This window comes from Micromonospora sp. NPDC000668 (assembly GCF_042897975.1).
Lineage (GTDB): Bacteria > Actinomycetota > Actinomycetes > Mycobacteriales > Micromonosporaceae > Micromonospora.
Map to the genome: position 1 here is coordinate 1,404,401 of NZ_JBIAYP010000002.1, position 10,430 is coordinate 1,414,830.

Sequence of the window (10,430 nt, forward strand, 5' to 3'; positions counted from 1 at the left end):
AAATGCACGCGTCCGTAACGCGCTGGAAGACCAGGACCGCAACACTCCTTCGTACGACCGCTCTCGCACTGCTCGCCACCTCCGCCGTCGCCGGCCTGGCCGCAGGCCCCGCCCTGGCAGCGGAAGGTGATGTCGCCTGGACGGTCCGGACGGCCTCCAACAGCTACGGCGCCGCCCGGTCCAGCTACAGCTACAACGTCAACCCCGGTGGAGTGGTTGAGGACGCGATGGTCGTCGCCAACCGCGGCCCGGTGCCGCTGAACCTGTCCGTGTACGCCGCCGACGGCTTCACGACCGGCGCCGGTCAGCTCGACCTGCTCACCCGGGACAAGAAGTCCGTCGCGATCGGGGCGTGGTCGCACGCCGGCACCGGCAGCGTCGCGATCCAGCCCGGGAAGACCGCCCAGGTCCCCTTCAAGATCAGCGTTCCGGACAACGCCACGCCCGGTGACTACGTCGGCGGCATCCTCACCTCGCTGACGCAGGCCGACCAGGCTGAGGGCATCAACGTGGACCGGCGCCTCGGTATCCGGATCAAGCTGCGGGTCGGCGGTGAGCTGAAGCCGAGCCTCGCCATCGAGGACCTGCACGTGAAGTACGCCGGCACGGTCAACCCGTTCAGCAAGGGCGACGCCACCGTCACCTACAAGATCCACAACACCGGCAACGCCGCCCTGTCCGGCCAGCAGGCAGTGTCGATCTCGGGCCCGTTCGGGTCGCTGCGGGTCAAGGCGGGCGGGGTCGCAGCCCCGCCGGAGTTGCTTCCGGGCGAGAGCTGGACCGTGAGCGTGCCCGTGCACGGCATGGCTCCCGCGGTCCGGCTGGCGGCGACCGCAACCCTCACGCCGCTGCTCACCGACGCGTCAGGCTCCACCACCTCGCTCAAGCCGGTCCAGGTCACGGCGCACGGCTGGGCACTGCCGTGGATGCTGGTGCTGGTGGTCGTCGTACTGATCGCCGTGCTCGTCGGGGCACTCCTGTACCGGCGTCGCAACCGCGTCCGGCGCACGGAGCGCGAGGACGCCCGGGTGCGCGACGCCGTCGAGCAGGCGCTCCGGGGTCAGGAGGCGCAGACGTCCTGACCGCAGGATTGAGGTGGGGTCACGGCCTGGACGAGGGGCGGTCCCGGTCCGGCGATTGCGGGACGGCGGCCACCGCCCGGCGGGTCAGGCCGACGGCGACCGCGACGACCGCGACCACCAGTGCCGCCGCCAGCGCGGGTGCCCAGGTCGGTGCCAGGCGCAGCACCACCGTGCCGAGTACGGCGCCGCCGACCAGTCCCGCCAACCGGCCGAGGCCACCCACGTCCGCGAACCGGTGTGGGTCGAGGACGCGACGCCGGACCATGTTGGTCAGCGAGCCGGTCAGATAGGTGGTCGAGGCACCCCGGATGCCGGCGCCGATGGTGATCACGCTCTGCATGCCACTCGCCACGGACGCCACCCCGAGCAGCACGAGCCCGGCGGCGTACCCGGGACGCGCCGCGCAGCCCAGCCAGCCCGCCGTGAATCCGAGCAGCAGCACCGCCTCGGCCGCCGCGACTACTGCGGTACGGCGGTTCCACCCCGGTCCGCCGTGGCGTAACGGCAGCGTGGCGCCGGCCACGCCGAGCGCGTAACCGCCCACCGCCGCCACGGCACCGGCGAGCGAGCGGGCATTCGCCGTGGCGATCGCATGGCCGAACTGCACCAGATTGCCGGTGATCACGCTGGCGAAGTACCCGTTGAGCCGGGTCAGGCAGATCACGTCGAGGCAGCCGGAGGCCGCGGCCAGCACCACCAGGAGCCCGGCCGTGGTCTGCCTCGACGGAGCGTGCACGAGGCAGCCATTCCCGCGTTGGCTCCGACTACGCCACAGCCTCGGGGCGCACCGGTGCCCCGAGGCGATCGAGCACGGGCGGTCGCCCTTGTGGGTGAACGGTGCACAGCCCCGGACCGGGCCCGTCCCGGAGCCGGCATGCTGCGACGGTGACGCTGGCGCGGAGAGGGAATCCACATGGTTGACGGGGATGTGCCCGAGCGGATGCAGGCCGCGGCCTTCGACGAGTTCGGCGGGCCGGAGGTGATCACCCTCCGGATCCTGCCGGTGCCGGAGATCGCCGATGACGAGGTGCTGATCAAGGTGTGGAGCGCCGGCGTGGGAGTGTGGGACGCGTACGAGCGCCAGGGCACTCTGGTGCCCGAGGGCGCCGCGTTCCCGATCGTGCCCGGTCCGGACGGTGCCGGAACGGTGGCCGCCGCCGGCAGCCAGGTGACCAACGTCGCGGTGGGTGACCTGGTCTACGTGTCCGCCAACACCCGGCCGAAGGGCGGCTTCTACGCCGAGTACGCGGTGGCGGAGGCGCAGTACGTCGCGAAGCTGCCCGAAGGTGTGTCGGTGGAGCACGCCGGCGCCATGCCCACCGACGCGTTGACCGCGCTGGCGGGGCTGGACGCCCTGAGTCTGTCGGCCGGTGCCTGGCTGCTGATCTTCGGCGCGAGCGGCGGGCAGGGCCACCTGGCCGTGCAGTTGGCCAAGCGGCAGGGGCTCAACGTGATCGCGGTGGCCTCCGGGCCGGACGGGGTGGCGTTGGTGACCCGGCTCGGCGCCGACGTGTCTCTAGACGGCCACGGCGACCTGACCCAGGTGCTGGCGCGGATCCGGGAAGCGGCCCCGGGTGGAGTGGACGGCATCCTGGCGATGGCTGGCGGCAAGACACTGGACCGGCTCACCGAGGCGCTGTCCGACGGCGGTGTGGTCGCGTACCCCCATGGTGTGCAGCCCGAACCGAGCGAACGGCCCGGCGTGCCGGTCCGGGCGTACGACGGTGCGGCCAACCTCCGGCAGTTGCAACGCCTCAACGAGCTCATCGAGGCGGCACCGTTCGAGGTGCACGTCGCCGAGACGTTCCCGCTGGGCAAGGTGGTGGAGGCACACCGCCGGCTGCAGACCTCCTACCAGGGCAAGCTGCTGCTGAAGGTCAGCTAGGCCCGGCGGTCGGGGCGATCACGGTCCGGTCGCCGCCAGGTAGCCGGCGAGGTGGCCGGCGGCCACCAGCATCGCGTGGCCGCGGGTGGCCAGCCGCTGCCGCCAGGTGTGCAGGGAGGCCGCCAGTGGGCCGGGACCGTCGGCGGCGCGTACCTGCCGCATCACGGTCGCGATGTGCTCCAGCAGGTAACCGCCCCGGCGCAGAAGGTGGGTCAGTTCGGCGTCGCGGACGTCGTCGGGGCCGTACAGCCGCTGCCCGGCGGCGCGGTCGCGCGCCGGGCACAGGATGCCGGCCCTCTCCCACTTCCGCAGGGTCGCGGGTGTCACGCCGAGCCGGTGGGCGAGGTCGCCGACGGTCAGCGGCCGGCCGGGCGGGCTGGGGGTCGGTGCCGCGGTGAGCACCCCGATCGTCGCCTCGACGGCGTCGAGCGTCTCGCGGTCCCGTAGCAGTTGCGCGTGACTGCTGTCGACGGCGCGCAGGGCGGCGTCCAGGTCACCGCGGACCGCCGCCCGCATGATCTCGCCGGCGGTCGCGTACCCGTGCCCCGCGACGAGCGCCAGGTAGGCGCGCAACGCCGCGGCGTGCACCTCGGTGTACGTGCGGTAGCCGCTCGGCGTGCGCCGGGCGGCAGGGATGACGCCGTCGCGCTCGTAGTTGCGGACCGCCTGGCTGGAGATGCCGTGCTCCCGGGCCAGGTCCACCGGCCGGTAGGCGTGTCCTGCGGTTTGAGGGTTCAGGGCCGTCTCCAGGAGATCGCCGATGGAGAAAGTCTCAACGGGTGGTTCAACGATACGGTGAAGGTCATGGCTTCTTCATCAATGCCCGCCGCCTGGTCGTTCGACCTCGGTGCCGACGACATCGCCGACCTCATCCTCGCCCTGCCCGAGGTGACCGTCGTACGGGCCGACGACGCGTCCGGTGCCCCGCAGTCCAGTTGGGGCGACCGGTTCTTCTTCGTCGGCCCGGACCACCGCCGGCCGTTCGCCACCCTGGTCGGACAGGACACCACCGGCTTCGACGAGGACTCGAAGCTCGACCGGCCGGGCGTCTTCCGGCTCAACCTGGACCTCGGCCGCGAGGAGTTCGAGCGCCGGTTCGGCTACCCACCGGCGCAGGTCACCGAGCACCGTTCCGCGGTCGACTTCACCGCCCTCGACCAGGTCGTTCCCCATCCCGCCTACGGCACCCACGGGTGGGCGTGCGTGCTCAACCCGGGCCCGCGCAGCCTGAGCGAGGTCGACCGGTTGCTCGCGCACGCGCATCACCGGGCGCTGCGGCGGCACCAACGCTCGCTGGACCGGCAGCAGCGCCCGGACTGAGCGGAGCGGCGCCACCGGTCGTGGCGTCGACCACCTGGTCGGGCCTCAGCGATCGCGGGGTTGCGGCACGCGTACCGACGCCATGCCGGCCGCGGTGGCGGCCTGAATGCCCAGGTCGGTGTCCTCGAAGACCAGGCAGGACCCCGGGGGTACGCCGAGGTGTGACGCCGCGAGCAGGAAGGCTTCCGGGTCCGGCTTGGCCCGCGTGTAGTCGTCGGCGCACACCAGCACGTCAAACCGGTCGAGCAGGCCGAGCGCGTCGAGGGATGCGGTGACCGAGGCCCGGGTGCTGCCGGAGACGACGGCGAACGGGACCCGCTGGTGCGCGTCCTGGATGTGCGCCAGCACCTCGGGCACGGCGGCGAGCTGCGGCAGCAGCTCCTGGTAGTAGCTCTCCCGGCGCTCGGTGACGGTCGCCACCGGCATGGCCAGACCGTGCCGCTCGTTCAGGGTGGCGATGATGTCGGCCACCGGCCGGCCACCCCAGGCGTAGAACAGCTCCTCCGGGAACTCGCAGCCCCACTCGTCCAGTGCCCGCTGCCAGGCCAGATAGTGCAGTGGCATCGAGTCGACGATGGTGCCGTCGCAGTCGAACAGGTACGCCTCGAACTCGCCGGGTGGCACGGTCAGACTCACCGGTGCAGGTTACAGCGGGTGCGCCGACCGGCCCGGTGCGCGGCGGCCGGGGGCATCCGGTCAGTCGGCCGGCTCGTCGGTGGTGACGGATTCGAGCCGGCGGAGCAGGTGCGCCCGTTCCGGCTCGGTGCCGACCAGCGTCAGCGCGCTCCGGTACGCCGCCGCGGCCTCGTCGTACCGGTTGAGCCGGCGCAGCAGGTCGGCCCGGGTCGCCGAATAGAGGTGGTAGCCGCGCAGCCGGGGATCGTCGGCCAACTCGTCCAGCAGGGCGAGCCCGGCCTCCGGCCCGTCCCGCATGGCCACCGCGGCGGCCCGGTTGAGTGCGACGACCGGCGAGGGGACCAGGCCGAGCAGCACGTCGTACAGCGCCACCACCTGGGGCCAGTCGGTGCTGGCCACATCGGCGGCCTCGTCGTGCAGCGCGGCGATGGCGGCCTGCACCCCGTACGCCCCGGGTGGTCGGCCGGTCAGCGCGACCACCACCAGGCCGCGCCCCTCGTCGATCATGCGGTGGTCCCAGCGCCCACGGTCCTGGTCGTCGAGCAGGACCACCCGGCCGTCCGGCCCGGTCCGCGCGGCACGCCGGGCGTGGACCAGCAGCATCAATCCGAGCAGCCCGGCGACCTCCCGCTCGGCCGGCAGCAACCGACGCAGGATTCGGGCCAGCCGGATGGCCTCCTCGGCGAGGTCGGTCCGCTGGAGATCCGGGCCGGAGCTGGCGGCATAGCCCTCGGTGAAGATCGAGTAGACCGCCTGAAGCACCGTGGGCAGGCGTTCGGGCAGCTCGTCGGCCCCGGGCACCCGGAACGGGATACGTGCGTCGCGGATCTTCCGCTTGGCCCGGACGAGTCGCTGAGCCATGGTCGCGGGCGGCACCAGGAAGGCCCGCGCGACCTCGACCGTGGTGAGCCCGGCGAGGAAGCGCAGGGTGAGCGCTCCGCGGTCCTGGGCGGGCAGGGCCGGGTGCGCGCAGGTGAAGAAGAGCGCCAGCCGATCGTCGGGCAGGTCGCGGTCCGCGTCGGCGGGTGGGGCGGCGTCGGCCCGCTCGGCCTCCGCCTGGAGCACGGCGAGTCGGGTGGCCAGCACCCGGTCGCGGCGCAGCCGGTCCACCGCGCGGCGGCGGGCCGTGGTGAGCAGCCAGGCGCCCGGCCGGCTCGGGACGCCGTCGGTGGGCCAACGCACCAGCGCCGCCTCGATGGCCTCGGAGGCGACCTCCTCGGCCAGGTCTAGGTCTCCGAAGCGATGCACGAGCGAGGCGAGCAGCCGGCCACGTTCCTCCCGGAACACCGCCTCCACGGACGACCCGACCGGCTCCGCCCCCGCTGCCCCCTCGCCCGCCATCGTCAGACCCCGACCTCGATCTCGGCGACCGGGCGCACCTGGACCGACCCACCGCCGAGGGCGCCAGGGCTGCGGGCCGCCCATTCCAGCGCGACATCGAGATTCGGCACGTCGATGATGTCGTACCCGCCGAGCACCTCACGGGTCTCCGCGAACGGCCCGTCGGTGATCGTGCGTTCGCCTTCCGGGCCGACCTGCACCGTCGTGCACGTGGTCAGGTCCTGCAACGGGTGCCCGGAGACCCAGATCCCCGCGTCCTTCATCTCCCGGTCGTAGCGGATCCAGTCCTCGAAGCTGCACCCGTCGATGGGCTCGCCCCCGTCGGTCGCGGGGCTCATGAACAGCAGCATGTACTTCACGCTTCGGCTCCTCTCGGTGCGGCGGGTCGCCGTACAGCATGACGACGAACGGGGACCGGGGATATCGACACGGCGTCCAGAATTCTTCTTTCCGCAGCTCAGCCGGTCCACCGTTCGGCGCCGCCGAGGCTTCACGCCGGGGCGTCCGTCCGCCTCCGGCTCCGCTCCGCTCGCCGCCGCACCTGCTGGTACGCGCCGGTCAGCCCCATCGCCCGGCGGACCTCGACCAGCGTCTGCCGTACCTCCTGGCGGGTCCGTTCGGTGCCCTCGACGATCAGCCGGTCGACCAGCCCCCGGTCCGCTTCGATCCGGGCCCGCCGCTCCCTGATCGGTGCCAGGAACCGCTCCAGCGCGACGACCAGCCGCTCCTTGACCTCCACGTCACCGACCCGTCCGGCCCGGTAGCGCGCGGCCAGTTCGGCCACCTCGTCACGGTCCGGGTTGAAGACCTCGTGGTACGCGAAGACCGGATTGCCCTCCACCGTGCCCGGCACATCGGCCCGGACCCGGTTCGGGTCGGTGTACATGCCGAGCACCTTGCGACGCACCGTGGCGGGGTCGTCGGAGAGGGCGATCGTGTTGCCCCGGCTCTTGCTCATCTTGGCCGCGCCGTCGGTGCCCACAAGGCTCGGCGTATCCGCCGGGATCAGCTCGGGCACCGGGAAGACCGGCCCGTACAGGTGGTTGAACCGGCGGGCGATCTCCCGGGTCACCTCGACGTGCGCGGCGTTGTCCCGGCCGACCGGGACGACCTGCCCCTTCACGCAGAGGATGTCCGCGGCCTGGAGCACCGGGTAGCCCAGCAGCCCATACGGCATCTCCTCCTTGCCCGCGTCCCGGGCCATGTCCTTCAGCGACGGCACCCGTTCCAGCCGGGGCACGCTCACCAGGTTCTGCAGGAGTGTGTTGAGGTCGCCGACCTCCGGGATTGCTGACTGGAGGTAGAAGGTCGCCCGCGCCGGGTCGATGCCGGCGGCCAGGATGTCGGTCACCATCTCGCGGGCGTTGCCGGAGACCTGGTCGATGTCCTCGCGGCGGTTCCTGGTGGTCAGCATGTGCAGGTCGGCGATGATGAAGAAGCTCTCGTAGCGCTGGTGCAGCCGCACCCGATTGGCGATGCTGCCGACGTAGTGGCCAAGGTGCAGGCGACCGGTGGGCCGGTCGCCGGTGAGCATTCGTGCGACGGACATGGTGGTGTGCCTTTCGTGCGGGAAGGTGGGTAACGCGTGGGCGCGCGCCGAGCGGGGCGAAATTCGCCCCGTCGGTCAGCGGGTTCGACTCAGCGAGCCGTCCGCCATCGCGCGCCGGCGCGGTACCGCAGACCACCAGCACGGAGTACGTCCAGGAGTTGCTCACGGCCATCGCCGGAGCTGATCGGGAACCCGGGCACCGCGCAGAGGGGGAGGCAGTCGACCATCTCGACCGCCTCCGACGCGCAACTGCTCGTCCGGACCACGGAATCACGGTACCCGTGAAGCCGCGCCCGTACCGTCCGCTCCGGAGTGGCCCGGTATCTCCGGCACGGGTCCGCCGCTCAGCGCTGTGGCTCGGGGCTCCCGGCTTGGCGCGGCCGATAGCTCTCCGCGTAGTAGTTGCCGACGCGTTCCCGGTACTCCGGGTCGGACGACTCCGGATCGAAGGGCGGTGCGTCCTTGATCTCCTGTCGGGTCCGGTCGACGTGCACGCTGCGGTCCCGGTGGTCCACCCGGGCCACCGTGCCGGCCGGCAGCAGCACCTTGTGGCCGAGGATCCATGGCCCGGTGTCCACCACCAGGTACCGCGCGTCCGCGTCGTGGCTCGCCTCGTCGATGGTGCCGATCCGCCCGTCGGTCGCCTGCACCCGGTAGCCGACCAGGTCGATCGGCGTGCCGGGGCCGGGTGCGTCCGGCCCGTCGTGCGCACCGTCCGGGCCTTCCGGAGGGGAGGCCGAGGGGATGGTCTGCGCGTACCCGCCGGCGAGGGCCGACGGGTCGCGCCAGTCCCAGGGATTGAAGATCGAGGGTTGCACGGGACACCTCCGGTGACGGTCTTCGGCTGTCCCGTTCCGCTGTGCCCACCCCGCTCCCGCCGGAAACAATTCGGCAGTTCTGAGTTCATCGAAATGCGCGCTGCGAAATACGTCATAGCTGTCGAACGTCGATGACGAGCAGGGCAACCGCCCAGCTCAGCGCGGTCCGGGCCGCTCATCCGCACATCCACCGTCGGGGCGCTGTGTCCCTCCCGCACATTCGAGGGCAGGTCCGGCGCCACCATTCTGGTCCCGCATCCAAGCATTGCCGAAGAAGGGGGACGCAGATGTACAGCACAATTCGACGGTTCGGCGCCGTGCTGGCGCTCGCGCTGGGCCTCGTCGCCGCGAGCGGGAGCGCGGCGCAGGCGCGAACGCTCAATCCGTACTCCCCGCGGGCGCTCTGCGGGCTCGGCTACGCCCCGGTCGACCAGGACCCGATCCGGGACGCGCGGACCGGCAACCGACTCGGCACCGTCCACCTGTTGTACGACCCGATCACCGGATTCGGCTGCACGGTCACCATCAAGGCCGCTCACCTCGGCATGCTCACCCGCACACAGACCTACCTCTCCGCCCAGGACCTGCCGACCCAGGTCGACGATGCCGCCAGGCTCTACGCCGCCGGCCCCGCCCGGGCGTACGTCCGGGGCGGCTGCGCGATCTGGGGTGGGCTGATGGCCGACCCGAGCGGCGTCATCAGCCGCCACGATCGGGCCAACCCGGCGATCGGCGGCATCGGGACCTGCTTCTGAGTCAGATTGAGTCAGATCCAGCCGCGAGGGCGATCCTCGTGCCGATCCAATCCCGGCGTCCGGGCCGGTGACCAGCTCCGCTGGCATACTCGGCTGCCATGGTGCTGTCGCGTGCGTGGGCTGTCTTCCTGGTCGGAGTCGGGGTCTGGACCTGGGTGATCTGGCCGAGGTTCGCCGTCGCCATCTGGCAGGACCCGCGCTCCTGGGCGTCCGGCACGGTGGGGGACGGCGCGGCCACCAGCTTCCTGTGGGTGCACGCCCTGCTGATCGGGGCGTCGCTGGCCATCGGCAGCACCGTCGGCGTCCTCGGCATCCGCGCCTGGTTCGCCGCCCGTCGGCGCCTGAACCGCCCTGCCGCCTGACGGCCCAAGGCCCCAGATCCGGCTCGGCTGGTCACTCTCGGTCGGCTGAGAGCCCGTCTTCGGCGGTGTCCCGCGCCTTTGCGAAACCGCCAAACGCGCTGAACTGGGGATACGGCCCCCGGCAGCGAGTGTGACGTGGGACGCTACCCCCGGATTTGACGATCAAACCCACGGACGCGTAACTTTCTCTCTGCCAGCGCGGAACGGGGCAAACGGGACGAAAGTCCTGGAGCACCGAATCGGGCAGGCAGCCGGGTCAGGCAGGGGTTCGCTCCTGCGGGACACGGCTCGGGCGGGGCTCGCCGAATTGGCCGGGAGGCGGATTTGGTGCAGCGCAACCGACCGGGTAAGGTTCACGACCGGCAGGGAACCGGGCAAGTCTGCGGGAAACCGCAGTGGCCGGCCTGCCAAATCCGACGACCTGACGCAGCGGTCCGCTGCTGCGTGAGTGCGCCGGGACCAACCCGTACGAAGCACGACAGACCGGGACACACGGTTTGACACGGCGAAGACGGTGAGGTAACGTAGTAAAAGTGCCCGGCGCCAGTGAGCGGCGGGGACGAGGATGGAAAGCCCCGAGAGAGTGCTCCACTGAGTGGGGCTTCTGGTCGGTGTGTGGTTGTTCTTTGAGAACTCAACAGGGTGCTTGAAAAGCCAGTGCCAATTATGATTTATACCCCGG

At 71.7% G+C, this 10,430-nt stretch carries 12 protein-coding genes; 5 read left to right on the forward strand and 7 right to left on the reverse strand.

The features are described 5' to 3' along the window. Positions 1–2: 2 nt before the first annotated feature. Positions 3–1,082, forward strand: a complete 1,080-nt coding sequence (locus ACFY29_RS16105) for a WxL protein peptidoglycan domain-containing protein (protein ID WP_386986585.1) — start codon at positions 3–5, stop codon at positions 1,080–1,082. A gap of 19 nt (positions 1,083–1,101) precedes the next feature. On the opposite strand, the gene ACFY29_RS16110 is transcribed toward ACFY29_RS16105, so the two are convergent. Further along, the gene (locus ACFY29_RS16110) at positions 1,102–1,818 is read right to left on the reverse strand and encodes a YoaK family protein (RefSeq protein WP_386986588.1); all 717 of its coding nucleotides are present in this window, start codon (positions 1,816–1,818) and stop codon (positions 1,102–1,104) included. 177 nt (positions 1,819–1,995) lie between these two features. On the opposite strand from ACFY29_RS16110, the gene ACFY29_RS16115 reads away from it, so the two are divergent. After that, positions 1,996–2,967, forward strand: coding sequence for a zinc-binding alcohol dehydrogenase family protein (locus ACFY29_RS16115; RefSeq protein WP_386986591.1), 972 nt, complete (start codon positions 1,996–1,998; stop codon positions 2,965–2,967). A gap of 18 nt (positions 2,968–2,985) precedes the next feature. Here ACFY29_RS16115 and ACFY29_RS16120 read toward each other — a convergent pair whose 3' ends face one another. Further along, complete coding sequence (locus tag ACFY29_RS16120) at positions 2,986–3,669, reverse strand: TioE family transcriptional regulator (protein WP_355612839.1); 684 nt, start codon at positions 3,667–3,669, stop codon at positions 2,986–2,988. 102 nt (positions 3,670–3,771) lie between these two features. Here ACFY29_RS16120 and ACFY29_RS16125 point away from each other — a divergent pair, with 102 nt between their 5' ends. Next, positions 3,772–4,287, forward strand: coding sequence for a DUF6194 family protein (locus ACFY29_RS16125; protein ID WP_386986595.1), 516 nt, complete (start codon positions 3,772–3,774; stop codon positions 4,285–4,287). Between the two features lie 45 nt (positions 4,288–4,332). On the opposite strand, the gene ACFY29_RS16130 is transcribed toward ACFY29_RS16125, so the two are convergent. The 5 genes from ACFY29_RS16130 to ACFY29_RS16150 form a co-directional block, all read right to left on the reverse strand. Continuing rightward, a complete protein-coding gene (locus tag ACFY29_RS16130; RefSeq protein ID WP_386986598.1) occupies positions 4,333–4,923 on the reverse strand; it encodes an HAD family hydrolase in 591 nt (196 codons plus the stop codon). A 60-nt stretch (positions 4,924–4,983) separates the two neighbouring features. Further along, positions 4,984–6,264, reverse strand: a complete 1,281-nt coding sequence (locus ACFY29_RS16135; RefSeq protein ID WP_386986601.1) for an RNA polymerase sigma factor — start codon at positions 6,262–6,264, stop codon at positions 4,984–4,986. 2 nt (positions 6,265–6,266) lie between these two features. Continuing rightward, positions 6,267–6,614 (reverse strand): YciI family protein, encoded by a 348-nt coding sequence (locus ACFY29_RS16140; protein ID WP_328426150.1) that lies wholly within the window; start codon positions 6,612–6,614, stop codon positions 6,267–6,269. A gap of 140 nt (positions 6,615–6,754) precedes the next feature. Then, positions 6,755–7,813, reverse strand: a complete 1,059-nt coding sequence (gene trpS / locus ACFY29_RS16145) for a tryptophan--tRNA ligase (RefSeq protein ID WP_386986604.1) — start codon at positions 7,811–7,813, stop codon at positions 6,755–6,757. A gap of 344 nt (positions 7,814–8,157) precedes the next feature. Beyond that, a complete protein-coding gene (locus ACFY29_RS16150; RefSeq protein WP_386986606.1) occupies positions 8,158–8,631 on the reverse strand; it encodes a PRC-barrel domain-containing protein in 474 nt (157 codons plus the stop codon). 287 nt (positions 8,632–8,918) lie between these two features. Between ACFY29_RS16150 and ACFY29_RS16155 the strand changes: the two genes are divergently transcribed. Next, on the forward strand, positions 8,919–9,386 hold the full coding sequence (locus tag ACFY29_RS16155) for a hypothetical protein (RefSeq protein ID WP_386986608.1): 468 nt from the start codon (positions 8,919–8,921) through the stop codon (positions 9,384–9,386). A gap of 98 nt (positions 9,387–9,484) precedes the next feature. Further along, positions 9,485–9,748 (forward strand): SCO4848 family membrane protein, encoded by a 264-nt coding sequence (locus tag ACFY29_RS16160; RefSeq protein ID WP_386986610.1) that lies wholly within the window; start codon positions 9,485–9,487, stop codon positions 9,746–9,748. Positions 9,749–10,430 lie beyond the last annotated feature (682 nt).

Coding starts and splice junctions, on each gene's coding strand:
- ACFY29_RS16105 (WP_386986585.1), top strand. CDS start 3: ATGCACGCGTCCGTAACGCGCTGGAAGACCAGGACCGCAACACTCCTT.
- ACFY29_RS16115 (WP_386986591.1), top strand. CDS start 1,996: ATGGTTGACGGGGATGTGCCCGAGCGGATGCAGGCCGCGGCCTTCGAC.
- ACFY29_RS16125 (WP_386986595.1), top strand. CDS start 3,772: ATGGCTTCTTCATCAATGCCCGCCGCCTGGTCGTTCGACCTCGGTGCC.
- ACFY29_RS16135 (WP_386986601.1), bottom strand. CDS start 6,264: ATGGCGGGCGAGGGGGCAGCGGGGGCGGAGCCGGTCGGGTCGTCCGTG.
- ACFY29_RS16140 (WP_328426150.1), bottom strand. CDS start 6,614: ATGCTGCTGTTCATGAGCCCCGCGACCGACGGGGGCGAGCCCATCGAC.
- trpS (WP_386986604.1), bottom strand. CDS start 7,813: ATGTCCGTCGCACGAATGCTCACCGGCGACCGGCCCACCGGTCGCCTG.
- ACFY29_RS16155 (WP_386986608.1), top strand. CDS start 8,919: ATGTACAGCACAATTCGACGGTTCGGCGCCGTGCTGGCGCTCGCGCTG.
- ACFY29_RS16160 (WP_386986610.1), top strand. CDS start 9,485: ATGGTGCTGTCGCGTGCGTGGGCTGTCTTCCTGGTCGGAGTCGGGGTC.